Source organism: Fodinibius sp. (assembly GCF_034521915.1).
Taxonomy (GTDB): domain Bacteria; phylum Bacteroidota; class Rhodothermia; order Balneolales; family Balneolaceae; genus Fodinibius.
Genome location: NZ_JAXHLU010000009.1, coordinates 18985 through 45885, shown reverse-complemented (window position 1 = coordinate 45885; position 26901 = coordinate 18985). Strand labels below are relative to the sequence as shown.

Here is a 26901-nt window from a genome sequence, read left to right as displayed (position 1 = left end):
ATGAAGTCTCTTGTAATTGTAGAGTCACCCACAAAAATTAAAACACTCAAGAAGTATCTGCCCAAAGATTATACCATAGATTCGTCGATGGGGCATATCCGTGATCTTCCAGCAAATGCCAAGGAAGTGCCCAAGAAGTTCAAGGGCGAAGAATGGGCCAACCTGGGCGTAAATACCGATAAGGATTTTGAGCCGTTATATGTCATTCCCTATGGTAAAAAGAAAGTCGTTAACCGCCTTAAAAAAGAGCTTAAGAATTCTGATGAGCTTATTCTGGCAACAGATGAAGATCGTGAGGGGGAAGCTATTTCGTGGCACTTGACGCAGCTCCTAAAACCTGATGTACCGGTCAAGCGCATGGTGTTTCGTGAGATTACTGAGGAGGCGATTAAAGAATCCCTTAATCATTTCCGTGATATCGATATGGATCTGGTAAATGCTCAGGAGGCCCGCAGAATTATTGACCGGCTTGCGGGATATACTATTTCGCCACTACTCTGGAAGAAAATTGCTCCCGGCCTTTCGGCGGGACGTGTGCAGTCCGTAGCCGTCCGATTTTTGGTTGAGCGTGAGCGAGAACGTATGAAGTTCCGCTCGGCACGCTACTGGGATTTAAAAGCACAGCTTCACAAACAGGATGACAGTAATATATTTGAAGCTGATCTTACTCATCTTGATGGCAAGCGACTGGCTTCGGGTAAGGATTTTGATGAAAATACCGGGAAGCTCAAAAAGCCAAAGAAAGTTGTCTTACTGGATGATAAGACGGCCGGTGAATTACGTGATGATCTTGACAAGTCGAAATGGGAAGTGACTGAAGTCAAGAAAAATCGCCAGAAGCGAAATCCTTCGGCCGCTTTTATTACCTCTACCCTGCAGCAGGAGGCCAACCGAAAGCTGAACTTTTCGGCCAAGCGTACGATGGGCGTTGCACAGAAGCTGTATGAAAATGGATACATTACCTACATGCGTACTGATTCTGCTCGTCTGTCTGGACAAGCAATCAATGCGGCCCGAAATGCGGTAAAAGATGAGTACGGCGAAGAGTATTTGTTTGACCGACCACGGAATTACGGAGGCGGATCCAATGCCCAGGAAGCGCATGAAGCCATTCGTCCGGCGGGCAGTTATTTCAGGAAGCCGGAAGAGGCAGGATTAAGCGGTGATCAGTTTCGTTTGTATGATCTGATTTGGAAGCGAACGATTGCTACCCAGATGGAGCAGGCCGAGCTCGAATTTACGAATGTAACGATTAAAGCGGAAGCCAACGGCAAAGTTGCCGAGTTTAAAAGCAGTGGAAAAACGATTGTATTTCCCGGTTTCTTCAGAGCATATGTGGAAGGCAGTGACGATCCCGATGCGGCACTCGAAAATCAGGAGAAATTTTTGCCCGAACTGAGTGAAGGGGAAGAAGTGATCGAAGAAGGGATCGAGCCCATATCCCACGAGACTAAACCGCCGGCGCGATTTACGGAAGCAACGCTTGTTAAAGAGCTTGAAAAGCGGGGTGTCGGTCGTCCGAGTACCTATGCATCTATTATCAGCACCATCCAGAATCGGGGATATTGTGAGGCCGATGGTAAGACGCTGGTACCTACATTTACGGCCTTTGCGGTTACGGAATTGCTCGAAGAAAATCTGCACGATGTGGTAGACAGTGATTTTACATCAGAGATGGAAGCGAAGCTGGATGAAATTGCCAGAGGAAAGTTAGATACCAAAGAGTATCTGCAAACGTACTACAAAGGTGAAAAAGGATTAAAGGCCAAAGTAGAGGAACAGGAAGATAAAATTGATCCCAAAGAAGCTCGTCAGCTTGACCTGCCTATACAGGATCTCGATGATATTCAAATTTTCGTGGGACGGTATGGACCATACATTAAAAAACAAGTGAACGGAGAAGAATTGACGACGTCCATTCCGGAAAGCTGGAAGCCGAGTGATATTACGGGAGAAAAGTTGGAAGAGTTGATTAAAGCAGAAGAAGAGGGACCAAAGTCTATCGGTAATCATCCCGAAACGGGTGAGCCGATTTATGTTCTCAATGGGCGATACGGTCCCTATGTGCAAGTTGGGGAACGTACTGAAGATAATAAGAAACCGGAGCGCGCTTCGCTTCTCAAAGACATGAAGCCTGAAAATGTAGATGTGGATATGGCGTTGCGATTGTTAGAATTGCCGCGCCCGCTGGGTGAGCATCCCGAAACCGGCAAGGTTGTTCGTGCCGGGGTAGGACGTTATGGTCCTTTTGTGGTGCATGACGGTACCTTTGCATCACTTCGCAAAAGTGATCATGTGCTTGATGTTGAGCTGGATCGAGCTCTTGAGCTTTTAGAGCAGAAAAAGAATAAGAAATCAGGCAAAAGCAATGTAATCAAAGAGCTGGGCGATCATCCTGACAACGGGAAAAAAGTCCGGGTAATGACTGGGCGATACGGACCCTACATCAAGTATGGTAAAACCAATATTAGCCTTCCTGACGATTTTGATCCTGAAGATGTGAATATGGATATTGCGGTGCAGCTTATTACTGAAAAAGGAAAAGGATAAGTGAGAAGATTGTTTCTTGTACAGATTATCATCTTGTAAGACTGATGTGTCATGCTGAATTTATTTCAGCATCTGTTAAAGGAAGATTCTGAAACAAGTTCAGGATACGCGATTAAAAATCGTGTAAATTTAACATGACAATAAGGTTCCAGTTTTCTAACTTGAGGCGTCATGGAAAAACAATCTGATACATATTTCAGCTATCCGCCGAATCTTCATGAACTGGATTTGGCAACGTTGGTTTCGATGTATCGAGAGCGGGGCATCCCCAAGAAAGCTAAACCCGGAGAATATTTTGCCTGTACGGTAACCAATAAGCTTATCAAGGAAGGGAAATGGTGGTTTGGCCGTTATTACAGCCAAGAGGCTTGGGATGATATGCTAAGCCGGGGATCGGAGGGCTTTCCACTTACCGAGGTTGAAATGAATGTTCTTGGTCTCGTTTATGCTGCGAATGAAGAAGCACCACGTCGAAATTATGTGGAGCAAAATTGCGGTGCGGTAAGTAAGCTTGCCTATATGATTGTTAATGATTTAAAGGAGTTTGGCTTCTTATCGCTGGACGACCATGATCGTCTGCTTATTACTCCCCGTGGAGAAAAGGCACTTCAAGGTATCGCTAAGCAAATTTACGGGAAAAAGTTCAAATCCGATATGCTTAAGGTTGAGCAGGGCGAAATTACCAATCCCAAGATTGAACGTGCCCCCAAGGAAGACAGCGAACAGGCCAATCTTTTTTGATATTTTTTCTGTCTCGTCTGTAGACTTTTAGAAGAGTTATGATAGAAAAACGAGGCAATATTATTCTTGATTTCTGACTTAGTTAGTTTTTATTCTGATTTCTCTTCCATGGTATCCAGAGCATTCGAAATCATCTCTGATAACACTTCAACATAGCGTTCCCCCAACTCCTCTCTTTTTAGTTGGATTAGCTTCTCCCACTTTTTCTGTACTTCCTCAGCAGTATTTTGTCCATCACTTGTACATACAATTTTTTTGGCACGCCCTGCTGATTGTTTTTTAACTAATCCGCGACGATCAAGCTTTTGAACCAACCGGGTTATTGTAGATGGTTTTAAATGAAGCATTTTTGCCAATTGGCTTGGTTGAACTTCGGGATTTTTATTAACTAAATGTAGAAGTAGGGCGTGAGAAGAGGATAAACCTACGGTTTCAAATATTTGATCAGCTTGGTTACCCAGCTTTCGAGCAAATGCTGAGGTAAGAAAAAAGATGTTGTTTTCTGTTAGTCTATTAGCCATAACTCCTAATTTAGTTGAGCATACAAATAAAATAGTTAAAAATTGTTTCTTTTCAAGCTTAATACATCAAGTGCCGAGCAAGGCTACATTCCCCGGCACTTAATAAAAGTTAGAGTAAGATGGTTTTTATTGATTGACTTCTACATCCCAAATACGCTCACAGTAATCTTTAATAGAGCGATCGGATGAAAAGTGTCCCATATTGGCCACGTTGATAATTGCTTTGCGATTCCAGTCAAACTGATCGCGGTAATTAGCTTCGACCTCTTCCTGTTTCTCTACGTACTTACGGTAGTCAGCCAACACCATAAAGTAGTCACCCTGATTAAGTAACGCATTCGTTATTGGATGAAACAGATCGGGATTATCGGGACTGAAATATCCTTTGTGGATCTGGTCGATTACTTGTTTGAGTTCCTCATCCGACTCATAAATTTCCTGTGGATTATATCCCTGAGCTCGGACTTCTTCAATTTCATCAACGGTATGCCCAAAGATAAAGATATTTTCTTTGCCCACCTGCTCACGGATCTCAATATTCGCTCCGTCCAGCGTGCCGATGGTTAAAGCGCCATTCAGGGCAAATTTCATATTCCCGGTTCCAGATGCCTCCATACCCGCTGTGGAAATCTGCTCGGATAAGTTTGCAGCCGGTATCATCTTTTCAGCTAGTGTAACACTATAATCTGGCAAGAACAAGACCTTTAATTTGGGGGCTACTTCCGGGTCGTTGTTAATAACTTCGGCTACGCTATTAATTAACTTGATGTGCAATTTCGCCATCGTATAGCCGGGAGCAGCTTTCCCTGCAAAGAGCAGCGTGCGCGGCTCGATATCTGCATTAGGATCATCTTTAATGCGGTTATACAGCGTAATGGCATGCATTAATGCCATCAGCTGACGCTTATACTCGTGGATACGCTTGATCTGGATGTCAAAAATGGACTCAGGATTAACCGTCACGCCCATCGTATCCTTAATATAATTAGCCAGCTTTTGTTTGTTGCGGAGCTTAATTTCCTTGAATGCTGATTGGAAATCCTCATCTTCGGCAAACTGCTCAACCTCTTGCAGCTGATCAAGATGTGTAACCCATTCATCTCCAATTCGTTCAGAAATTAAATCGGCCAGCTCGCGATTACATTGTCGGAGCCAGCGACGGGGCGTAATGCCATTCGTCACATTAGTAAACTTTTCAGGGAAGTGATTGGCAAAATCTTTAAAAATGGTTTTTTTCATCAAATCACTGTGCAGCTCTGATACTCCATTTACTTTTTTTGCGCCAATGATGCCCAGATTCCCCATCCGTACGCGGGCGTCCATCTCGTTGCTGATCACCCGCATCCGATTCTTTTTGTCGCGATCATCGCCGGATACATCAATTGAGTTGAGAAATCGCCGGTCGATCTCCCGGATTATCTGTACATGGCGCGGCAGTAAGTTCGACATCAGCGAAAGCGGCCATTTTTCGAGTGCTTCCGGCATCAGGGTGTGATTGGTATAGTTAATGGTCTTCGAGACGATATCCCAGGCCGGTTCCCACTTCAATCCTTCCAAATCCATTAGCATGCGCATTAGTTCGGGGACTGCTAAATTGGGATGTGTATCATTGCACTGAATGGCCATTTGATCCGGAATTTTTCGGAAGTCATCGAACTGCTTTTTAAAGCGATTCATCGCGTCCTGCAGCGAGGCAGAAACCAGGAAGTACTCCTGCTTGAGCCGCAATTCTTGTCCCTTAAACACTTTATCATTGGGATAGAGTACGCGCGAAATATTTTCCTCAAGCAGGTTACTGCGCACCGCCTCGATATAATCCCCCTGATTGAAGCTTTTGAGATCGAAGCCTTCATCAGAAGTTGCTTTCCAGAGGCGCAGATTGTTGACTACATCATTCTGGAAGCCGGGAATAGGCGTATCATAAGCCAGCGCTGTTACATTATGAGTATTCACCCATTCGTAATGCAGGCGTCCATTGCCGTCTTCGCTGGCTGTGGTATCCCCATAAAACTGCACCTTGAATTTTTTCTTGGGACGCACGACGCTCCACGGATAGCCGTATTGCAGCCACATATCGGGTTTCTCGATCTGCCAACCATCTTCGATATCCTGATCAAAAATTCCGTAGTCATACCGGATGCCGTATCCCAGTGCCGGCACGCCAAGCGTAGCCATCGAATCCAGGAAACAGGCAGCCAGACGTCCAAGCCCGCCATTTCCAAGCCCGGCATCTACTTCTGCTTCGCGAACTTTATCATAATCGAAGCCGAGTTCTTCAATAGCTTCGGCGGCAACATCCTGCATTCCCAGATTGATCAACATGTTATCCATCAACCGGCCAATCAAATACTCCATCGACAAGTAGTAAACTCGCTTCGACTCGTTCTGATAATAGCGCTGCTGGGTATTGATCCAACGGTCATGCAGCCGATCCATTACGGCCAATACTACACTGCGATAGTGATCCCAGTCGGTGGAGGAATATTTATTTTTTGCTAGGGTATAATGAAGGTGCTGCTTGATATCTTCCCGAAAAGAATCGACGTCCATTCCGGTTCGGGGATTAAGAGTTGTATCAGTTGACATCTGAAAAGACAATTAGGTTGCTAAATTAGTGACGAGATAAGTAATGAGGAAAATACAAGAATTAAAAACGGAAAATGAAGTAAATTAATTGGAATGTTTTAGCTCAGGTTCGGGAAGATATTTCCAAACGATCAAGGCCATTCCCAAGATCATAGCAGCTCCAATCAGTGTATTGCTAATATATCCCTGTGATACATAAGCAGGTCCGGCAATGGTGCCGCCTATCCCATATCCGACCTGACCAATAGCTACGAGTAGACTCATTAGCGTACCCCTCTTGCGCCCCGAAACCAACTCCGTGGTAAGTGCCTGGAACGGACTTATTCGCATGGCCACCAGAATCATAATCACAAAAAATAGCACATAGGCTACCCAGAACGATTGAACAAGGGGAATGGTCAGCCCCATAACCAGAGCTAACCCAATGCAAGAGATAATGATAATGCTTTTTCGTCCCCACAGATCTGAAAGTTTTCCTGCCTGTGGTCCGGTTACGACATTTGCGATCCCACCCACCAAAAAGAGTGAAGCTATTTCATTTCCGGATACATTGAAAGTAGTTTCTAACCAGGTGGGCAGGTAAATCACATACACCGACAGGCTTAAAAACATCAGAAAATAACTAACGGCTGAAGCAATAATTTCGGGCTTGCGAAGCATAATCAGGTATTTTCGGATGGATCCGACTACTGTAATTTTTGCTTTCTGGAGTTTGATATCCGGTTGTGGGACGGTAAGCCAAATTAACAGTAGGGCTAGCAACATGAGAATGGCAAAAGCAAGAAATGGGGCTCGAAAACCAAAATATTCTGCTAAAATGGTACCTATAGGTATTCCCAAAATTTGTCCCATGGCGATGCCACTCATGATCCATCCATTCGCCCACCCGCGTCGCTCGTAGGGGAAATAATCTCCCACATAAGAAACCGATGCGCCACTGAGAATTCCGCCGGCAGCGCCCGCCAATCCCCGTACAAACAAGAAACTCGTAAAATTGAAGACAAAGCCATGAAGGAACAGGGAGAATGTCATAAGTCCCGTGCCTATAAGTAATATTTTGCGCCGACCAATCTTGTCAGAAATGGGTCCTGTAATCAAAGCACAGATGCCAACCATTACAGCATAAGCGGTAACAAGGGTGCCGAGCAGCGCTTCTGAAACAGCCAGTTGCTCACTGATGCGCGGGAGGATAGGCGCAATAATCATAATTTGGCTGCTGGCGGCAAAGACCAATAACCAAAGAGAAAATATGATGAAAAAGACTTCCTTTTTCTTGTCGGCCATATTATTAAGATACCCGACACTGTTGAAATGCCAGGCATCTTGTTGTATATCTCTTAATATTTACAATTTATTTCATGCTTTTCGGTAAATCCCGTAATCAGGTTTAAAGCCGGGACGCGTTAAATTCGTTGGGAAGTCCAGTTCTAATAATCCCTTATAAGCATTGGTTGCCACAAAATCCTGCTCAAAAATGCCGTACACTGCTGAGCCGCTTCCCGTCATCGAAGCATAGGTAGCCCCAAATTCATACATCTGATCTTTCATATTCCCGGATACATTAATGCGCGGAAACACTGATTTCTCCAGATCATTATTGAGGATGAATTGCCATTCGTCAATATCTTCTTCGGTAAGTATCTTCTTAAGATCGAATTCTGGCTCAGGATCGGGCACACAGTTTTGATACGCTTCGGCCGTACTGCTCTGCTCATTGGGAAAGCAGGTAACAATCCAGAAATTAGGTTGTAAGTCCAGCTGTTCAATTTCATGACCAATGCCCTTGGCAATGCCAGGTTTCCCTTTGATAAAGAAAGGGACATCGGCTCCGAGATCGCGGCTCAAGTCAATGAGTTCATCGTCAGTAAGTCCCAGTTCCTCAATTTTGTTAAGCATCCGCAGCGTAAGTGCTGCATTACTGCTGCCGCCGCCAAGTCCGGCCCCTGCAGGAATTCGTTTGTCAACGCGAATTAAATAATTATGCTGCAGGCCGATGTATCTATCAAGCGTTTCTATAGCTTTGTTTATGAGGTTGCTTTCATCAGTAGGGATATGCTCATCATCCATCTCCAGCTTCATTTCCGGAGCCTTTTTTACCTCAAAATGATCGCGCCATTCTAGAAAACACATTCCTGTTTCTATGGCGTGATAACCGGTGGGCAGGCGTTCCAGAACGTGCAATCCTAAATTGATTTTCGCATACGAATCGGCAATCCAGACGTCGTTAGCCATATAACATAATTTTATTTGCGTTAAACCCTGAGGTCTTTGCAAAACTCAGAAAATCCAATAATAACTTATGATAATTTTAGACCCTCGGGGTTTTGATGCTAAGGGTATACTATCATTATTAAATAACAATAATTTAAAGTAGCGTATTGTACGGTTGAGATATAATCCATGTACTTAAACAACCCCTCTTAATCTCCCCTTCATAAGGGGAGAAACTCCTAGTTGCCACTTTTCCCCCTCCTTTTAAAGTGTAAAGACCGGAGACATGGTTAACACCTGTTTTGGGAGATAGTTTACACATTTAGTCCGTTAAATGTATGGTTCGAATGTGTTGATGACAAAAATATACGTTCCACTTCTCGGGCTGACCATTCGGCCGAAGGGCCACAGGATAACCACCAAAGGCCTTGCCCACGCGATATTCGTCTCCTTGGAAGCTTATTCTTCCGTCTATATCTACCTTTCGTTGCTGGTCGTCGGGACCATAGCTAACCTCCGGTAGCTTGGTGGGAAAGTCCATCGGACTTGGCTGGAAATGGCGAGCTGGCACTTCCATGTCCAACGCCTCATGCGGACGTTCGGTATTGTATATTCGCCGCCAACGGGTAAAGCTCTGGTTGAGCTCAGGCCAGCCAGAAAATTGTCGCCACTCCAACACCTCTGCCTGCAGGGTCCCATTAAATCGTTCGTTTTTTCCTTTTGTTTGCGGTTGACCCGGCCGTGCATAAATGACCTTAATCCCCGATAGCATTAGCCAGGCGGTCAGACCAGTATAGTACGGACCATCAGCTCTCCACCCTATCCCGGCTCCCCATGGCGGACCATTATCGAGAAGAATCGCTTTTGGGAGTCCATACCGGCGGAAGGCGGTCTCTAACAGTTGTTGTACGGTTTCCCGCCGCTGGTTCTGGCAAGCCTGCAGCAAAACACAGAACCGGGAATGATCATCGACCAGCGTCAGCGGATAACATAGTTGGCCGCCCATCAGCGGAAACTCCCCCTTAAAGTCGAGCTGCCAGAGTTGGTTCGGACGATCCCGCTCGAACCGCTTATACGTTTTATTGCGCCTTGTCTCAGATGGATTCCCCAATAGGTTATGGCGGTCGAGAATACGAGTAATCGTCGACGGGGCAGGCAGCTGCTCGACCGAAAGGCCGAAGGTGCCATCATCGATTTTGTTGCGAATCCAGCGGCGCAGCTTACGTCCGCCCCAGCCGGGGAACCGCCTGCGCGCCTGGATAATGACCGCTTCGATATGCTCCGGTGTTTTATTCAGAGAGTGGTGGGGCCGCCGACACCGATCGGCCAGTCCGGGTTTCCCTTCTTGGCGCCATCGTCGTAACCATTTATATCCCGTTGGGCGGCTAATGCCAAAGCGGCGACACAACTGGCTCATATTTGCGGTTGGTTGATCTGCTAATTGTACAAATTCGGCTCGTAATTCCATGGTCGTTTGCTGGTTTTTCCAGGGCACTTGACCTCCTTTTTAGCCAAAGAGTACCCAAAATTGTTGAACTTAGAAGTGTAAACCATGTTTCCGAACACCTGTAAAGGATGTCCCAAGTCTGTACATAAAGGAGGGGGCAGGGGTGGTTGACACAAAAGACTACATTTCAACCGAAAAACGCGTTTTAATTAATATATCATTAGAGTTTTTAAACCATTTTTTATTTCCTGCACAAACTTTTCGGATCTACCACCTAAAATCCGCAAAGTATAAACCGTTATTTAGCTTATTCCTCTTCTAAAAACTGGTCTTTAATTTCAATCATATAATTATAAGCGGCATCGCGCTCGTTTGGAATTTCGCCATCCAAAATAGCTTCTTTGATCGCATCTTTGATATCCCCGATAACGGGACCGGGTTTTAAGTCTAAGGCTTCCATAATTTCATCCCCGCTGATTGGATTCGTCCAATTGCGAATACGATCTTTCTTTTCAACCTCTTCGATTTTCTTTTCTACATAATCAAAGTTGCGGTTGTACTGCTTTACTTTGTAATCATTTTTACTGGTGATATCAGCACGGCAAAGAGTCATCAGATCGTCAATATCGTCGCCGGCTTCGTAAATAAGGCGACGCACGGCACTGTCGGTTACATCATCAGAAACAAGAGCAATGGGACGCAAATGCAGGCGTACCAACTTGCGAACGTACCTCATCCGCTCATCGAGCGGCAGCCCCAATCGCCGAAAAATAGGTTTAACCCATTTGGCACCCAGAGCATCGTGACCGTGAAATGTCCAGCCCGTACCCTCCACAAATTTCTGAGTAGCCGGTTTAGCAATATCGTGCATAATTGCCGCCCATCGAAGCCACAAATCTCCACCCATTTCAGCCACATTGTCGAGTACTTTGAGCGTATGCCAGAAGTTGTCTTTATGACGAACACCTCGTACCTCCTCAACGCCGTGCAGCTTTACCATCTCGGGAAAGAAATGTTCCAGCAGGCCCGTTTTAAATAGATGGTTGAATCCAATAGAGGGCTTTTCGGCCAGCACAATTTTGTTTAGCTCCTCTATAATACGCTCTTTGGAGATAATTTCGATGCGCTCGGCCATTTCTTCGATGCCGCGGTAGGTTTGTTCTTCGATATCAAACTGTAGCTGTGTGGCAAAACGGATAGCACGCATCATCCGCAGGGGATCATCCTCAAAGGTTTTGAGTGGATCAACCGGCGTGCGAATAAGCTTCTTTTTTAGATCCTGTATGCCGCCAAAGGGATCTACAAGCTGCCCATAGTTTTCCTCATTGAGCGACCAGGAAAGCGCGTTGATCGTAAAATCGCGGCGCAGCTGATCGTCCTCCAGCGTACCGTCCTCTACGATAGGCTTGCGGGAATCACTTCGGTAACTTTCCTTGCGTGCTCCCACAAATTCCAGATCCATATCATCGTGCCTGATGTGCGCGGTTCCAAACTGCTTATATACCGAAAGGTTATCGGCATTCAGGCGATCGGCAATTTCTTGAGCCAGGTCAATACCCGATCCCACCGTCACAAAATCTATATCCAGTTTATCGGCATCTTTGGTACGATTGAGATAGAAATCGCGCACATAGCCTCCAACGACATATACCTCTTGGTCAACCGTTTTTCCGGCCTCTGATATTTCTTTAAATACGTTCTGATGCTTGGGAGGGATATCTTTCACTTCGCTGTCTTTCATTAATTACTTGTCATAAAACGAGCGTAAAAATAAGAACAAATACACTTGCTTTCAGGTATTCTTTGCGTAATCTTTTAGCTCCGTTTTAACCTACACTTTTTAAAATCGTTAGTGAAAATATCACCCGCAAAAACAGCCTTACGCATTAGCCTACTGGTATCGGTTCTTTCCCTGTCGCTTAAAGTGACAGGCTTTGGTATCACCGGTTCGAATACCGCATTGTCCGATGCCGCAGAATCAGTGATCCATGTTCTTGCCGTTGCTTTTGTGTATTACGGATTACTGTTGAGCACCAAACCTGCGGATGAAAAACATCTTTATGGACACGAACGCGTCGAGTTCTTGTCTGTGGGAATTGAAGGTGCTGTTATCACCCTTGCAGGAATTACTATTATTTATCAATCTGTCGAAAACTACCTGTATGGATATAATTTGCGCGAGTTGATGATCGGCGTTTACCTCATTGGCGGTGCGGGGATTGTGAATCTTGCCTTAGGCAGTTATTTGCTAAAAGTCGGTCGGCGCGAAGAAAATATGATTGTTGTTAGTAATGCCAAGCACACCCTTACCGATGTATGGACCAGCGCCGGGGCGGTGGCCACGCTGCTCATTATTAAGTTTACAGATTTTCTTATCCTGGATTCTTTGGTCGCTATTTCACTGGCCTTTTATATAATGTACGAGGGGTTCAAACTGCTCAAATATTCGGTAGATGGACTTATGGATTCCCGTGATCCGGAAGTAGATAAAGCTATCCGCGAAGAATTATCCAGAGAACTGCCGGGATCTATGATTAACGTTCATAACTTGCGTCACCGTACCACCGGCAATACAACCTGGATTGAATTCCATGCCATCTTTAAGGAAAACGTAAATCTGGAACAGGCGCACGATGAGTCAACACTACTGGAAAAACGTCTTATAAATGCGGTTAAGGGGGATGTCATTGTTACGATCCACCTGGAGCCGGAGGGTAGCCATGAGGAGGTGCATGATACCTTAAAAGATGCGGATCAGAATCGACCGCTCGAAGATTTTATTTAGTAATAGTATCGAGTCATGAGATGTGAGTAATGAGAATAAAAGCTAGCTAAAACACGCTTTTAAAAATAGTTTATTCCCATTATCCGAAGACTCGGGAGTTTTTAAGGGTTTTGTTCAACTTTAAAGCTAAGAGGGAGTCGTACTCCCGTTACCAGAGGGCTCAGAAGTTCAACTCCTTCACAACTTTTTATCGATGATAAATGCCCGGCACTTTCGAAGTGCCGGGCATTTCTATCAAAAAGATTGACTGAAGTTCAATCCCCAGGCTGTGATCAAAGATCATAAATTAGCGCGGGATTTAAATCCCGCGCTCGTGATATAGCCTATACCTCTACCCCAATTTTTGTGTGATCGCCAAGGTGCACTTCCTGATCTACATCTTTGAGTTCCACATGTCGACCGATGGTTGAATTCTCAATTTTGCAGTCTTCTAGCTGTGCATGTTCTTGAATCAGGCTGTTTTTAACCGTGCACTTTTTGAGTTTTGAACCCTCGGCAATACTGGCTTTGGGTCCAATAATGCAGTTTTCAAGTTCCACATCATCCCCAATATACACGGGAGGAATAATTTTAGTGTCGGGAAAGCGGTGTTCGTCAATTCCCTCGTACTCTTTCTCCGTAATAATACCGGACGTTTCTCTCCAGGCCGGTAATGTGCCGCAGTCCAGCCACTGATCAACCGTCGCTTTCTTAAACACTTTATCATCCTTTAGCAGGCGATCAAGGGCATCGGTAAGCTGGAATTCATTGCCCTTTCCGCGAATATCGTTATCCAGCAGGTATTCAATCTCTTTTTTGAGTTCGGTGCCATCTTTAAAGTAATAGACACCGATTATTGCCAGATTTGAGATTGGTTCATCGGGTTTTTCAACGAAATCCGTAATCTTCCCATCTTTCTCTACGGCTACACCAAAACGGGAGGGATCTTCCACTTCTTTCAGCCAGACAACGCTGTCGGCATCTTCAATCGAAACAGAACCTTCCATATCAAAAATGGTATCAGCAAAAACAATAATGCATTCGCCATCAAGATCCTCTTCGGCGCAATACACCGCATGGGCTGTGCCTTCCGCCGATTCCTGAACACGAAAAGTGGCTTTGGCATCCTGGCGGTCGCTCATTGCTTTTAGAGCATCTTTAATCTCCTGACCAAAATCAGGACCAAGAATAAATACAATTTCATCGATGTTGCGATCAAGCGTGCGCGCAAACGTCTCTACTATGCGTTCCACAATCATCTTTCCGGCGACGGGCAGCAATGGTTTGGGAACGGTATGTGAATGGGGTCGAACTCTCGTGCCTCGACCTGCCATTGGGATTATTAATTTCATATATTTGAACAAATTTTAGATGAAAGATTATCTATTTTATCTAGCGCGTTAATATAACGGATGTTCCAAACTTTAGCGACCATTCATCATTTGCAATCTCTTTAATCAAACTGCTGCATATTGAACTGGTATTTAAATTTTATTGATATCCTGATCTTGGGTTTTGTGCTTGTTATGGCACGACATACTCTGCTCAGGGGACGTTATTTTTTACACATCTTTCAGCAGAACGGCTATAAGCTCAACGAGTTTTGGCACTGGCTTGTTCAACACTGGAATCGGCGCGTCATAACCGTAGAACACGTGTTATATAACGTCATCATTTTTGTGTTACTTATTTTTCTTTCTAATGCGGTTACCGGTAGCGCGGCCATTATTATTCTGGCTGTTTTTGGGATTTCCTGGTTCGGGCCCTTCAATTATTACGGAGGTGAAGAATCAAAAAAGCCGCTTGTATTTACTCCTCGGATGATTCGGCTTATGATTCCTTTCGCAATATTATCTCTTTTAATACCAGTGGCAGTTACCTATATCTCTTATGTAGGATACATACCCTTTACTGAAATGACGATCAAAAGCTCGGCATTATATGCGGCCGATATGTACCTGTTGGCTTTTGGATGGGTGCTTGGAAATGCTCTGCTGCCATTTTTTATTTTTGCAGCTGCAATAATCACTAAGCCCATAGAAGCATATGTACATCGTCATTTTATCAAGTTGGCCAAGCAGAAGCTTTCCCGAATGCCTGATTTAACGGTTATTGCCATTACCGGCAGTTACGGGAAAACGAGTACCAAGTTTATGATTCGTGATCTTTTGAGCGAACGTTACTCTGTTTGTGCAACGCCTGGCAGTTATAATACGCCCATGGGTATTTGCAAAGTCATTAATAACGACCTGGAAGCTCGTCACCAAATTCTTGTGCTCGAGATGGGAGCCCGCTACGAAGGTAATATTGATGAGCTCTGTGATATCGCCGAACCGGATATTTCTGTTGTAACGAATGTTGGCGTTGCTCATCTCGAAACATTTGGCTCGCAGGACGCTATTGCCCGAACAAAATCCACTATCGTAAAGCGGACCAAGCCAAACGGCAAGACGGTACTTAATGCCGATGATGAACGTGTTACGGCCATGGCCGAGCTGCGCGATGATCTGGATGTCACCTATGTTGGATTGAAATCAGGAGATATTTGTGCAAAAGATATTCAATATGGGCCGGAAGGAATGACGTTTACTGTTGTGACCGATAATGAAGAGCGGTCATTTACCATGCAACTGCTGGGATCACACAATGTACAGAATATGCTGTTGGCTGTGGGCGTTGCACGATCATTCGGGCTTCGGCTCACTACCATGGCAATGGCCGCTTCGCGGATGGAGCCCGTTGAACACCGCCTGGAGCTGAAATCACAAAACGGCATAACGGTTATTGATGATGCCTTTAACTCTAATCCGGTAGGTGCTAAGAATGCCGTTGAAACACTGGCTGCATTTAACAATGGACGTAAAATTATCATTACTCCCGGAATGATTGAATTGGGCGATCTGCAAGAGGAAAAGAACCGGGAATTTGGTGAGCAGATCGGGAAAGCTAATTTAGATATGGTTATTTTAGTCGGACAAAATCGAACAGAACCTATTAAAGAGGGAATCGCTTCAATGGATTTTGATATGCAAAAGGTTAAGTCCGTGAACAGTCTTTATGAAGCGAACCGAACGATGCGGGATTTTGCCCAAAAGGGCGATGTCGTGCTTTATGAAAATGATCTTCCGGATAGTTTTAATGAGTAGTAGCCTTACAAAAACCCACAGGGTTTTCGTAGTATAATACGACTGATCTATTTTCCAATTTTTCTTTTCATCAAAATAAACCCTGCGGGTTTAGTACAGCTAAAATTAATGATTGGGAGCCACATCAGAAGTGGGCTCTATCTGAATGTCAAACCATTGGTTAAAAAGCAATCTTCAGTCCCACACCTGAATTATGCAATCCCAAAGTAGGATTCCCGCCATCGCTTTCCACAAATAAGTTCACTCCAACTTCCCCAAAAATTGCAAATCGTGGACTTAACCAATAATTGGTTCCGATAAGTGCACCGGGACCAATCTTTGGGTCTTCCAATAGCATATTCAAATCAATACCCCAGTAGGCGTTGAAAGACTCATTTGCGATCCAATCATTATCTGAGTTCAAGTAATAAGTGCAACATGAAGAAAGACCTCAGGGAAATTTCCCTGAGGTCTTCAGCCAAGCGGGTTATATTCATGTTGTCATGCAAAAATACACCCAACTCAGCGAAGAAAATCGTTATCAAATCAAAGCTCTGCTCGATGCAGGTCATAACCAAAGCGAGATTGCCCGAACCATTGGCGTACACCGCTCAACGATCTGTCGGGAGCTCAACCGCAATGTAACCAACAGCAACTCGGAGGACAAGGCCTATTGTCCGAAAGCCGCCCAGCAGTTGACCGACCAGCGCCACGCCGACAAGCCTAAACACCGACGCTTTACCGACGTCCTCAAAGCTCAGGCCCGCCAGTGGTTGATCGAAGAAAAACTTTCCCCAGAACTTATCAGCGGCCGATGGAGTGTGATGGGCATCGACGGGGTCTCCCATGAGACCCTCTACCAGTGGATCTGGGCCGGCAAGCGAACCGGTGATCCGGCTGACAAAGGACTCTACAAGCACCTCAAACATGGCCGCCATAAGCGCAGGCGCGGCAATCGACAAGACAGCAGAGGCCGAATTAAAGGCCGGGTATCGATCACCAAGCGACCCGAAGTTGTAGAAGAGCGCTCCCGACTGGGAGACATTGAAGTGGATCTAATGATGGGCAAAGCCCATAAGTCGGCGTTGTTGGTGCTAACTGATCGGGCCACCCTGCTGACGGCTCTTCAGAAAGTTACCAGCCGAAAGGCTGAGGAAATCGCTAATCAGATCACCGGACGCCTGGGCCAGATTCCATCCTCTTTTGTCAAAACCCTGACGTTTGATAATGACAAAGCCTTTGCCCGACATCAGGATATTGCCGAGAACTTGGAAGCTGATACCTACTTTACCCGCCCGTATACTTCCCAGGATAAAGGAACCGTAGAAAACCGGATTTGGGTACTCAGGCGGTTCTTCCCGAAGGGAACAGACCTGCGAAAGATCTCCCAAGAGCGCATTAAAACCGTCGAGCAATACCTGAATTTTCGACCAGTTCGAAAATTTGATTACCTTAATCCTATTCAACAATCGCTAAAACACCGCTGTGTTGCATTAATCACTTGAACACGGCTTATATCGGAGGTAACTAAAATCTAAAAACAGTTGATTATCGTGATCAGATAAATTTGAATAGGTAGTAACGAACCCAAGTATCCGAACTTCACTTTTACTGGAAAGAGCTAATGAAACCCCTGCTGCCGGTGTGATACTACTTATTTTTAGCGAAAAAGACGTATTTGATCCCGACTCGAACGTCATATTTTGAGCTTCTGCCGGTGATACAAATCCCCAGAGTACTACTAGAAATACCGTACATATTACAGAGGAAAACTCCTTGGAAACTGCACTTAGGGCTTGCTTCTCTTTTCTGAATAGAACAGTCATATCTATGGGTTTAGTTAAAATTGTTGGAGATCACTTCAAGGTAAGTTCCATCAATGAGAGCTTTGCAAAACCCAGAAATTCAAGTTTGTTATTTTGAGCCTGTGGATGGAGTGTGGATAGAGTCCACTTCGAAGTGGACTCTATCTAAACGAATTATCCAGCCATAACCTTTTCTATTTCATCACGCTCTTTTGGAACGGTCGTCAGATTTTCGCAACCGTCTTCAGTTACGATAATATTATCCTCAATGCGAACGCCGCCAAAATCCATCATATCGTTTAGCTTCGAAGCATTCAGGAACTTTGAAGCCTTATCATCTTCAAGGGCGGGTTTTAAGAGTGCAGGAACAAAATAGAGACCCGGTTCTATGGTTAGAACCATACTCTGCTGCAGCGTACGTCGCATCCGTAGATACTTAATGCCAGGGCGTTCAATGCGTTCTACCCCTTTCGGATATCCGCCCACATCATGGGTGTCCAACCCAAGAAAATGGCCGAGCCCATGGGGAAAGAAGAGAGCAAAAATATCTTCTTCCATAAGATCATCGACCGATCCTTTTACGATATCTGCATCCTTAAGCCCTTGCATCATCACGCGCGCCGCCAAAATATGCAGATCTTCCATTTTTACATCGGGTTCGGCGGCATCAATAACCTGTTTTTGAGCTTCCAAGACTGTCTCATAAATTTCGGCCTGAGAATCCGTAAACGCTCCGTTTGCGGGGTAGGTGCGCGTAAAATCCGAGGCATAGCCATTGCACTCATAACCGGCATCGATCAAAAACAGGTCGCCATCTTTTATCTCGCGGTTATTTTCAACATAGTGAAGAATGGCGCTGTTTTCTCCCGCTGCAAAAATGCCATTGTAGGCGTCCTGCATCAAACCGTTTTTAATCTGGTGGTAATCAAACACTGCCTTCATTTCGTGCTCATACTTGCTGGGTTCCAATGCTTCCAGAACCGCCTTATGGGCGATGTTGTTTACGCGAGCCGCTTCCCGCATCTGGTCGAGCTCCCAGTCTGTTTTAAATACCCGGCAGTGGGTCAAGGCATCTTCAAGCGTATCGAGGTCGATGGGCAGGTCTCGCTCAAACTTTTCTATGAATTCGGCTTGTTCTTCTTCCAGACAGTAGATTTTTTTGGGAGCTAATTCTTTAAGGACCTGAGGCAGCTTCCCCTCGTAATGAAGATGATCGGGCTGATACTCATCCTGAAGCTGATCCTTCGATTTTACGCGTCCGTGCCAAACTGCATACTGGGCGTCACGGTTTGGAGTAAACAGGTGATAGTCCTGATTTTTAAGATCAAGGATGAGATGAAAATCCGGCTCATTTACACCGGTTAGGTACCAGAAATTCGACTCTTGACGAAAAGGAAATTCATAGTCCGTATCATGGCGGTACATCAATTCAGCGCCTTTCATATATACAATGGCAGATTCCTCGTCATCAAGCAGTGAGAACAATTTTTCCCGGTGTAAATGATGCATAAAACAATATTTTTTAATGAAAATGAGAGATGGAAGTTACAGTAAAATTCGTATCCAACAAACTAATTAAAGCCTGAGTTAATCGACATACTCTATAAATAATTTATCAAATTCTTTTACAATATTATCAACTTTGGTTATCGATTTCAGGTCTATATAATTGCTAAGATCAAAGGTTTTAATGCCCTGACGAGAATACACCGAACTATTCCCATTTTTTTCGGCGAAAAGTACATCCAGGTTTATTTCCAGTACGGCCTTGTTTTCATTTTCTTTATTGAGAATAATCACAAAGCGATTGCCTCCAAAGGCCGTATTCAACGTCGTTAAAGCCAGACGCCGTGTTTCTGATGTTTGTACGATTCGATAATAATGATTGAGGTCAATATCAGAAGGACTATTGCTGAATGTCAGAAATTGGACTTTTGCATCACTGCTCGACAGCCAAAGATCAGGTAATGTTTCTTTAAGCCATAACCGAAGTTCCGGTGATGCTTTTTCGCCGGCGAAACCCCGCTGTTTCCAGTCATCAAAGTCGTACTCCAGTTGCTGTTGTTCTTTATTCAAAAGTTCTGGCTGGTTTTGCAGTTCATTCACTTTACCTGAATTCTCATCTATGGCGTACCAGAAATCTGAAATGCCGTTGGTCATCAACAAATAGGGGGCGCCCACCTTTTGATTATATCGCGCTACCTGCTCAGCGGTTTTCGCAGATATGGATATATATTCTGCCTTGCATTCAACTAACAGCTTGGGATCAAACTGTTGAGAGTAGCAGATCAGATCGGTCCGCATAGAGGTATCGCCCAGCTTGCCAATGGCTTCCTCGGTTGATATGCGATGTTTTGACCAACCCCTTTGAATCAATGCTTCCATAACGCGGAGCCGTACCCGTTCCTCGGGCAGGTTCTTGAGCGCTTTTTTATGGATGGAATTCCACAGCTTTTTCTCCCGGTCGCGCCACACCATCTGCGGATAAATATGTTTTGCTATGCTTGGCATAAGGCCAAATATAGGGATGATTCATGAAGGGCCAAGTTTCAAGTGATATCGTTCATAAGTTGAAGAACGTGTTATTTCGAACGCAACATAGTTAACAGAGAAATCTTTGTTCACCTTTCTTAAATACATTAAAACATAGATCTCTCCCTTACGGTCAAGATGAGATGAACAAACGTAATTTCCCCAACTTGTCATTTCGAATGTAGCCAAAGCGGAACGAGAGATCTATATTTCATGGTGGAGGGTCAATTAAAATAGATCTTCTGTTTTCGAAAAGATGATCAATTATAGTTCTACGAATGAGATGAACTAAAAATAAAAAAGGCTCCGAAATTCGGAGCCTTTCTATAGCAATTTTTTTGTTGTTCTTATTACGCTGCTTCCGCCTCTTTTTCCTTGTCCATCTGGCGGTAAATAATCAACTGCTGGGCAATATTCATGACGTTGTAAATTAGGTAATAAAGACTGAGTCCCGCTGCAAAGTTGTTGAAAATGAACAGTAGCATAAATGGAAAGACGTATTGTAGTGCTTTCATATTTACGCCGCCAGGTCCGCCACCGCCACCGCCACCGCCGGGGCCCATGCCACCCGTTAGTTTACTTTGTGCAAACATCGCAGCCGTCATCAATAGTACAAAGCCTGCTACTTGGTCGCCCAAAAAGGGTACGCTAAAGGGAAGGCTGAGTATATAATCTGGTGCAGAAAGATCAGCTGCCCATAGGAATTCCTGTTGACGAATCATGATAGAATTCTGGAAGAAGCGCCAGAGCGTAATCAAAATAGGTAACTGTAACAGGTTGGGTAAACAACCGCCCAGCGGATTTACACCCTCCTCTTTGTACAGTTTCATGGTAGCCTTCTGCTGCTTCTCAGGGTCATCATCATACTTCTCCTTGATCTCCTGCATCTTGGGCTGCAGCTCTTTCATAGCCGCCATACTACGGTAACTTTTCTTGGTGAGCGGATATAGCACCATTTTAATTAATATTGCAAATAGGATGATAGCCCATCCGTAACTCATATATCCATCAACAAAGCCGAAATATGGAATAACGAGATACTCAACAATCGGATCTGAAATCCAGCTTATCCAGCTATAACCGGTATCTACCATGCCGTATGTGGTTCCATCATAATCCTGCAGGGCGTAATAGTCTAACGGACCCACATACATATGGAAAGAGGCGGCATTCTGTTGCGAAAGATCAGTTGTTATATATGATCGATAACGATGTTCGGTTGTGGAGAGGTCGGTTTCACCGCTTTGCTCCCCAACTAGCAGCGCACTCTGAGTGGGATTATCCGTTTTTATTATCTGGGCAAAAAACTTGGTTCGGGTGGCCACCCAGTCGATCGTCCCGTTGTAATCTTGAGTATTGCGACCGGCTTCGCTTAGCTTAAGCTGCTCCATCTCTCCACCGGTATATACATATGCCGATGCATAGGTAGCTTCGGTGGTTGCCGGATTTTTTTCAGTGAAGTTCAGCGGCGACTTCCATCCGATATCAACAGTACCGCCAATGATCTGACGCTCAAGTCCTTCAAATTCAACATCTAGTTTGATCTGATGGGAATTCCCGAACAGAGTATAGGTGTAAACCAGACGTTTATCATCGCTGATATTTAGCGCGTATTTAACTTCGGTAGTATCATTTTTTCCGATGGAAACCGTATCGCCGGGTGTAACCTGCTTAAAAACCAACTCGTCGGTTTCCACATTATAATTTTCACTGGTGAGGAACCCTAATGAGTATGCCGATTCAGTAGTATCTTTGATCATCTGAACCGGTTTATGATCCCATGTTTCGTAGTCTTTAAATATGATCTTGGAAGGGCCCGCTCCAACATTGGTGAAAGTGGCGTTAAACAGAGGAGAGTCCACTACTATTTTTGTGGAATCATCAATACTGGCTTCAGAAAACATTCCCATTTCAGATACTTTTTCCTGATCTTGGGTCAGGCGGGCATTGGTTTGCTCCTCATCCTGTTCAGGCTCCTGCTGTTGTTGGGTAAGGTCTTGTGCCTGCTCCTGTTTTTGTTGCTGGCTATCGGCCTGGGCAGCAGCTATACTATCCTGACGAGCCTGCTCGGCCTGTCGCTGCTGTCGCTCCTGTTCCGATGGCATGGAATAGTAGGTCCATGCAACCATTACTAAAAATATTAATATAAATCCGGTTACGGTGTTACGATCCAAAAGAAATCCTCAGTCTATATTATTAATTATTTTTTTGCTCCGGCACAGGGTCATGACCTCCTTTGCTCCAGGGATGACAGCTGCCAACCCGTTTTATTGTCAGCCACAATCCTTTAAGGGCACCATGTTTTTGAAAAGCTTCGATACTATAATGGCTACAGGTCGGATGGTACCGACAACTGTTGGGCATCCACGGAGAAATGACCAATTGATATAAGCGGACAAGTCCTATAAAGAGATACTTCATGAATGGCCGGGAGAAGTCGTAGAGAGTTGGTCTCGAACTTTGCGAAGCAAAGCAATAACATTTTGTTCAACATCAGTGTAACTGGCATCTGTCGTCTTTGCCATCAGCGCCCCATGAAACATTTTGCCGGCATTTTCAATGGATTCAGATAAGATATTCTGATGACGCCGATATGCTTCTTTGAGGAGCCGCTTCATATGATTTCGCTTATTTGCTTTTCCCAAGCTTTTTTTGACGACAAATCCCATAAGGTAGCCGGGAGAGTCTGATTCGAAAATTTTAAACCGCAAGTCAACAACAGTATTGCGGATGGTTTTTGCATCTTGTTCAAACAGACGCTGAAAGTTCTTCCGGCCCCTTAATATTCTGGCTCTGGGCAAACTTGCGTCTTCACCAGAGCCATAAATATTGTTACTTCGGTCCTTGTTCATCACTAATGGTTAAACCGTGACGTCCTTTTTTGCGACGGTTCTTCAATACCTTTCTTCCGTTCTTGCTGCTGTTGCGCTTACGGAAACCATGCTTGGATTTACGCTTCTTGCTGCTTGGTTGGTAAGTACGTTTCATTGTTAAAAATCGGTTTATGAAAATTCAATTCTTAGAGAGTCTCCTAAAATAAAAATAAAATTAGACAATAAGAACCCTAAATTATCGGTTACATTAAGGTGCGCAGGTATTGAAAAGATGATTTGCAAAAATACCTGATCTGCCGTTAAATAATTTGAACAGGCACTGTGTAAACTGTAACTTTCACAAATCACAAAAATTGCACGAGACCCGTAATATTTTATGTTCGATACATTAGCCGAAACGGTTGGAGATGTTTTAACCTCCATTTTTGGTACCAAAAGCGATCGCGACCTCAAAAGGATCTGGCCTATCGTTGAAGAAGTAAATGAACACTACGAGGGCATGGACCAGCTTTCTGATGATGAACTAAAGCAAAAGACAGAAAAGTTCCGTCAGAAAATAAGCGATGCTACCAAAGAAATTGATGAAGAAATAGAGTCTTTAAAAGATACGCTCAACAGTGATGAGCCTTTGTCAGTAAATCGCCGGCGCGAACTTGCTGAAGAGTTAGATGAACTCAAGCAGGAGCGAACTGATACTATTGAAGATGTATTGGATGATATTTTGCCGGAAGCATTCGCCGTGATGAAGGATACTTGCCGGCGGTTTTTGGGCGAAAAATGGATGGTTGGCGGTAATATGAACGAATGGGAGATGGTACCGTACGATGTTCAGATTGCCGGTGCTATTGCGATGCATCAAGGTAAAATTGCTGAAATGAAGACGGGTGAAGGTAAAACGTTGGCCGCCATTATGCCGGCTTATCTGAATGCCCTAAGCGGACGGGGTGTGCATATTGTTACAGTTAATAATTACTTGGCTAAGCGTGATGCCGAATGGAATGAGCCGTTGTTCAACTTTCATGGCCTCGAGGTAGATTGTGTCGATCTGTATGATCCCAACTCCGAACCGCGGCGAAAAGCGTACCAGGCTGATATCACTTATGGAACCAACAACGAGTTTGGTTTTGATTATCTCCGTGACAATATGGTAGTCAACTCTGAACAACTGGTACAGCGCGATCACAACTTTGCTATTATTGATGAGATTGATTCTATTCTCATTGATGAAGCTCGCACGCCACTGATTATTTCTGGTCCCGTGCCCGAAGATACGCAGTCCGAAAAGTATGAAGAGCTTAAGCCACGGGTTGAGTCTCTGGTTAGTGCCCAGAAAAAGCTGGTGGCTAACCTTGTTAAGGAAGGTCAAGAACATCTCGAAGAAGGAAATAGAGAAGAAGCCGGACTTGCGCTGTATCGTGCCCAGCGTGGATTTCCGAAGAATAAGAAGTTTCGCAAGATGATGCAGATTCCTGAAAACCAGAAGCTGGTTCAGGAAACAGAGGCTTTTTACCTGCAGGATAACGCCCGTCGTCTGCCGGAAGTTGATGAAGTTCTCTACTACTCGGTAGATATGAAGATGAACAACATCGAGATGACTGAGAAGGGGCAGGATTTTATTACAAAAGCTGATGAAGAAGAAGAATTTTTTGTGATTCCGGATCTTGGAACTGAGACTACTGACCTCGATGAAGAGATGGATGAGCTTCGAGAAGAGAAAATTGAGGAAATTAAAAATAATGAAGAGTGGAGCGAGGAATACAAAGAAGAGAAAATTGAAGAAGCTAAGCAGGAGGTTGCCCAGAAGCGTGAGAAACGACTGAACGAATTACACCGACTGTTTGCCGAGCGCAGCGATCGTATTCACACCGTAAATCAATTGCTTAAAGCATATACGCTGTTCGAGCGCGAAGAGGAATACATTGTGCAGGATGGGAAAGTCCAGATTGTTGATGAGCACACCGGACGAGTGCTTTCGGGACGACGTTATTCCGACGGATTGCACCAGGCTCTTGAGGCTAAAGAAAATGTAAGCGTTGAAGCGGCAACGCAGACCTATGCAACTATTACGCTGCAGAATTACTTCCGTATGTATAACAAACTGGCTGGAATGACCGGTACGGCGGCTACCGAAGAGGGCGAATTTAATGAAATTTATGATCTGGATGTGGTCATTATCCCTACCAATGAACCGGTTATCCGGGATGACAAGGAAGATCTCGTATTTAGAACCAAGCGTGAGAAATATAATGCGGCAATTGAACGCATCCGTGAATATCACGAAAATAAACAGCCGGTGCTCGTGGGTACCACCAGCGTGGATGTTTCGGAAACGATCAGCCGCATGCTTAAACGCGAGGGTATTCCTCATAACGTGCTGAACGCCAAGCAACACGCTAAAGAAAGCGAGATTGTAGAAAATGCCGGTCAGCCCGGTGCTGTTACGGTTGCTACCAACATGGCGGGTCGTGGTACCGATATTAAATTGGCTCCGGGAGTTAAGGAGCGCGGCGGACTTGCGATATTGGGAACGGAACGCCACGAATCTCGAAGAATTGACTTGCAGCTTCGCGGACGTGCCGGTCGACAGGGTGATCCCGGAGAGTCACAGTTTTTTGTATCGCTTGAAGACGACTTGATGCAGCTTTTTGGATCCGATCGGGTTGCCAATGTCATGGAGCGTCTCAATTTTGAAGAAGGCGAACCCATTACGCACTCCTGGATTACGAAATCACTGGAGCGTGCTCAAAGCAAAGTTGAGCAAAATAACTTCAGTATTCGTAAGAAACAGCTGGAATATGATGATGTACTGAACAATCAGCGTGAAGTTATTTACAAGCGACGGAAACACGCCCTGGAGGGAGATGAGCTTCGCAGCGATATCTATGATATGCTTGAAGATCTTGTAGAAAGTGTTGTTGAAGAACATTATCCGCAGGGTGAACTTGACCAGCTTCGTGATACAATACTGCGTTTCTTGGCTGTTGATATCCAGCTTGACCGCGAAGAAATGGGCAAGATGGGTCCCGATGTGCTTATCGACCATATCATCGATCGGGCCTACGAAGTGTACCGCCAGAAAGAGGAGATGATCTCCAAGCCGTTGTATCAGGTTATCAAAAATATTAAAGAGTCGGATGCCGATAATAAACCGACGAAAGTACAGGTTATTTTTACCGACGGCATTCGCCGTTTGCGTGTAGTCGTAGATGTTGACAAAGCCTATGAGAATGAAGGTAAAGAAGTTGCTCGAGCTCTTGAACGAACGGCCGTACTTTCTACCATCGACAGCAAATGGATGGATCACCTCCGAGAGCTGGACTCCGTAAAAGAGGGTATTGGCCTGCGTGCATACGGACAGAAAGATCCCCTGCTTGAATACAAGAAAGAAGCGTTTGAAATGTTTAAGCAACTTCTCGATGAAATTAATCAGGATGCTATTTCGCTGATCTGGAAGGCGATTCCCGAGATGCAGGCTGACGAAGAGAAAATTAAGCAAGCGCCTGAAGAGCGTGCCAAGGTTGATATGAATCGCGCTAAAACCCAGCATTCTGATGCTACCAATATGGGCTTCAAATCAGGAGGCGCAGCTCAACAAAATGGAGGACAACAGCAACAGCGCAGCGACCAGAAGCCGCAGCCCGTTACCGTTGAAGAAGAGCCGGGCCGTAACGACTATGTTAAAATACAAAACATGAACAGCGGCGAAGTCATCGACATCAAATGGAAGAAAGCCAAGCGCATGATCGATGAAGAGGGTTGGGTGCTTATAGAGAAATAACAATTTC

Annotated in this window: 21 protein-coding genes; 6 read left to right on the top strand and 15 right to left on the bottom strand. The window is 44.8% G+C overall.

Going from position 1 to position 26901, the window contains the following annotated elements; translation table 11 throughout:
* Nucleotides 1-2550 (top strand): type I DNA topoisomerase, encoded by a 2550-nt coding sequence (gene topA / locus U5J89_RS06690; RefSeq protein ID WP_322574831.1) that lies wholly within the window; start codon nt 1-3, stop codon nt 2548-2550.
* A gap of 171 nt (nt 2551-2721) precedes the next feature.
* The gene (locus tag U5J89_RS06685) at nt 2722-3291 is read left to right on the top strand and encodes a hypothetical protein (protein ID WP_322574830.1); all 570 of its coding nucleotides are present in this window, start codon (nt 2722-2724) and stop codon (nt 3289-3291) included.
* Nucleotides 3292-3380: 89 nt separating this feature from the next.
* Here U5J89_RS06685 and U5J89_RS06680 read toward each other — a convergent pair whose 3' ends face one another.
* The 6 genes from U5J89_RS06680 to U5J89_RS06655 form a co-directional block, all read right to left on the bottom strand.
* Entirely contained in the window at nt 3381-3812 is a 432-nt protein-coding gene (locus U5J89_RS06680) for a MarR family winged helix-turn-helix transcriptional regulator (protein ID WP_322574829.1), read from the bottom strand.
* Nucleotides 3813-3938: 126 nt separating this feature from the next.
* Entirely contained in the window at nt 3939-6398 is a 2460-nt protein-coding gene (locus U5J89_RS06675) for a glycogen/starch/alpha-glucan phosphorylase (RefSeq protein ID WP_322574828.1), read from the bottom strand.
* 84 nt (nt 6399-6482) lie between these two features.
* A complete protein-coding gene (locus U5J89_RS06670; protein WP_322574827.1) occupies nt 6483-7682 on the bottom strand; it encodes an MFS transporter in 1200 nt (399 codons plus the stop codon).
* A 72-nt stretch (nt 7683-7754) separates the two neighbouring features.
* The gene (gene ispE, locus U5J89_RS06665) at nt 7755-8630 is read right to left on the bottom strand and encodes a 4-(cytidine 5'-diphospho)-2-C-methyl-D-erythritol kinase (protein WP_322574826.1); all 876 of its coding nucleotides are present in this window, start codon (nt 8628-8630) and stop codon (nt 7755-7757) included.
* Between the two features lie 301 nt (nt 8631-8931).
* Nucleotides 8932-10026: an IS481 family transposase gene (locus tag U5J89_RS06660; RefSeq protein WP_416208504.1), complete on the bottom strand. Its 1095-nt coding sequence runs from the start codon at nt 10024-10026 to the stop codon at nt 8932-8934.
* A gap of 337 nt (nt 10027-10363) precedes the next feature.
* Nucleotides 10364-11797 carry a CCA tRNA nucleotidyltransferase gene (locus U5J89_RS06655; RefSeq protein ID WP_322574824.1) on the bottom strand — a complete coding sequence of 478 codons (1434 nt, stop codon included), beginning with the start codon at nt 11795-11797 and terminating at the stop codon, nt 10364-10366.
* A gap of 111 nt (nt 11798-11908) precedes the next feature.
* Between U5J89_RS06655 and U5J89_RS06650 the strand changes: the two genes are divergently transcribed.
* Nucleotides 11909-12841 carry a cation diffusion facilitator family transporter gene (locus U5J89_RS06650; RefSeq protein ID WP_322574823.1) on the top strand — a complete coding sequence of 311 codons (933 nt, stop codon included), beginning with the start codon at nt 11909-11911 and terminating at the stop codon, nt 12839-12841.
* 323 nt (nt 12842-13164) lie between these two features.
* Here the strand turns inward: U5J89_RS06650 and U5J89_RS06645 are convergent, their stop codons facing one another.
* Nucleotides 13165-14172: a sugar phosphate nucleotidyltransferase gene (locus tag U5J89_RS06645; RefSeq protein ID WP_322574822.1), complete on the bottom strand. Its 1008-nt coding sequence runs from the start codon at nt 14170-14172 to the stop codon at nt 13165-13167.
* Nucleotides 14173-14292: 120 nt separating this feature from the next.
* Between U5J89_RS06645 and U5J89_RS06640 the strand changes: the two genes are divergently transcribed.
* Nucleotides 14293-15966: a UDP-N-acetylmuramoyl-tripeptide--D-alanyl-D-alanine ligase gene (locus tag U5J89_RS06640; RefSeq protein ID WP_322574821.1), complete on the top strand. Its 1674-nt coding sequence runs from the start codon at nt 14293-14295 to the stop codon at nt 15964-15966.
* A gap of 160 nt (nt 15967-16126) precedes the next feature.
* Here the strand turns inward: U5J89_RS06640 and U5J89_RS06635 are convergent, their stop codons facing one another.
* On the bottom strand, nt 16127-16369 hold the full coding sequence (locus U5J89_RS06635) for a hypothetical protein (RefSeq protein WP_322574820.1): 243 nt from the start codon (nt 16367-16369) through the stop codon (nt 16127-16129).
* 79 nt (nt 16370-16448) lie between these two features.
* Here U5J89_RS06635 and U5J89_RS06630 point away from each other — a divergent pair, with 79 nt between their 5' ends.
* Nucleotides 16449-17450 (top strand): IS30 family transposase, encoded by a 1002-nt coding sequence (locus tag U5J89_RS06630; protein ID WP_322574819.1) that lies wholly within the window; start codon nt 16449-16451, stop codon nt 17448-17450.
* On the opposite strand, the gene U5J89_RS06625 is transcribed toward U5J89_RS06630, so the two are convergent.
* The 7 genes from U5J89_RS06625 to rpmH all read right to left on the bottom strand — a co-directional run bounded on the left by U5J89_RS06625 (nt 17439) and on the right by rpmH (nt 23270).
* A complete protein-coding gene (locus U5J89_RS06625; RefSeq protein ID WP_322574818.1) occupies nt 17439-17771 on the bottom strand; it encodes a hypothetical protein in 333 nt (110 codons plus the stop codon). The two genes, U5J89_RS06630 and U5J89_RS06625, sit on opposite strands and share 12 nt — an antisense overlap.
* Before the next feature lie 153 nt (nt 17772-17924).
* Complete coding sequence (locus U5J89_RS06620; RefSeq protein WP_322574817.1) at nt 17925-19259, bottom strand: aminopeptidase P family protein; 1335 nt, start codon at nt 19257-19259, stop codon at nt 17925-17927.
* Between the two features lie 78 nt (nt 19260-19337).
* A complete protein-coding gene (locus U5J89_RS06615; protein WP_322574816.1) occupies nt 19338-20261 on the bottom strand; it encodes a type I restriction enzyme HsdR N-terminal domain-containing protein in 924 nt (307 codons plus the stop codon).
* A 371-nt stretch (nt 20262-20632) separates the two neighbouring features.
* Nucleotides 20633-22456 carry a membrane protein insertase YidC gene (gene yidC / locus U5J89_RS06610; protein ID WP_322574815.1) on the bottom strand — a complete coding sequence of 608 codons (1824 nt, stop codon included), beginning with the start codon at nt 22454-22456 and terminating at the stop codon, nt 20633-20635.
* Between the two features lie 22 nt (nt 22457-22478).
* Entirely contained in the window at nt 22479-22703 is a 225-nt protein-coding gene (gene yidD, locus U5J89_RS06605) for a membrane protein insertion efficiency factor YidD (protein ID WP_322574814.1), read from the bottom strand.
* Nucleotides 22700-23134: a ribonuclease P protein component gene (locus tag U5J89_RS06600; RefSeq protein WP_322574813.1), complete on the bottom strand. Its 435-nt coding sequence runs from the start codon at nt 23132-23134 to the stop codon at nt 22700-22702. The genes yidD and U5J89_RS06600 overlap by 4 nt, the downstream gene beginning before the upstream one ends.
* On the bottom strand, nt 23115-23270 hold the full coding sequence (gene rpmH / locus U5J89_RS06595) for a 50S ribosomal protein L34 (RefSeq protein ID WP_322574812.1): 156 nt from the start codon (nt 23268-23270) through the stop codon (nt 23115-23117). The genes U5J89_RS06600 and rpmH overlap by 20 nt, the downstream gene beginning before the upstream one ends.
* 222 nt (nt 23271-23492) lie before the next feature.
* On the opposite strand from rpmH, the gene secA reads away from it, so the two are divergent.
* Complete coding sequence (gene secA / locus U5J89_RS06590) at nt 23493-26894, top strand: preprotein translocase subunit SecA (protein WP_322574811.1); 3402 nt, start codon at nt 23493-23495, stop codon at nt 26892-26894.
* Nucleotides 26895-26901 lie beyond the last annotated feature (7 nt).

Bases quoted from the DNA above. Each gene is read 5' to 3' on its own strand.
- topA (WP_322574831.1), top strand. From the start codon at position 1: ATGAAGTCTCTTGTAATTGTAGAGTCACCCACAAAAATTAAAACACTC.
- U5J89_RS06685 (WP_322574830.1), top strand. From the start codon at position 2,722: ATGGAAAAACAATCTGATACATATTTCAGCTATCCGCCGAATCTTCAT.
- U5J89_RS06680 (WP_322574829.1), bottom strand. From the start codon at position 3,812: ATGGCTAATAGACTAACAGAAAACAACATCTTTTTTCTTACCTCAGCA.
- U5J89_RS06675 (WP_322574828.1), bottom strand. From the start codon at position 6,398: ATGTCAACTGATACAACTCTTAATCCCCGAACCGGAATGGACGTCGAT.
- U5J89_RS06670 (WP_322574827.1), bottom strand. From the start codon at position 7,682: ATGGCCGACAAGAAAAAGGAAGTCTTTTTCATCATATTTTCTCTTTGG.
- ispE (WP_322574826.1), bottom strand. From the start codon at position 8,630: ATGGCTAACGACGTCTGGATTGCCGATTCGTATGCGAAAATCAATTTA.
- U5J89_RS06660 (WP_416208504.1), bottom strand. From the start codon at position 10,026: ATGAGCCAGTTGTGTCGCCGCTTTGGCATTAGCCGCCCAACGGGATAT.
- U5J89_RS06655 (WP_322574824.1), bottom strand. From the start codon at position 11,797: ATGAAAGACAGCGAAGTGAAAGATATCCCTCCCAAGCATCAGAACGTA.
- U5J89_RS06645 (WP_322574822.1), bottom strand. From the start codon at position 14,172: ATGAAATTAATAATCCCAATGGCAGGTCGAGGCACGAGAGTTCGACCC.
- U5J89_RS06630 (WP_322574819.1), top strand. From the start codon at position 16,449: ATGCAAAAATACACCCAACTCAGCGAAGAAAATCGTTATCAAATCAAA.
- U5J89_RS06625 (WP_322574818.1), bottom strand. From the start codon at position 17,771: ATGACTGTTCTATTCAGAAAAGAGAAGCAAGCCCTAAGTGCAGTTTCC.
- U5J89_RS06620 (WP_322574817.1), bottom strand. From the start codon at position 19,259: ATGCATCATTTACACCGGGAAAAATTGTTCTCACTGCTTGATGACGAG.
- U5J89_RS06615 (WP_322574816.1), bottom strand. From the start codon at position 20,261: ATGCCAAGCATAGCAAAACATATTTATCCGCAGATGGTGTGGCGCGAC.
- yidD (WP_322574814.1), bottom strand. From the start codon at position 22,703: ATGAAGTATCTCTTTATAGGACTTGTCCGCTTATATCAATTGGTCATT.
- U5J89_RS06600 (WP_322574813.1), bottom strand. From the start codon at position 23,134: ATGAACAAGGACCGAAGTAACAATATTTATGGCTCTGGTGAAGACGCA.
- rpmH (WP_322574812.1), bottom strand. From the start codon at position 23,270: ATGAAACGTACTTACCAACCAAGCAGCAAGAAGCGTAAATCCAAGCAT.
- secA (WP_322574811.1), top strand. From the start codon at position 23,493: ATGTTCGATACATTAGCCGAAACGGTTGGAGATGTTTTAACCTCCATT.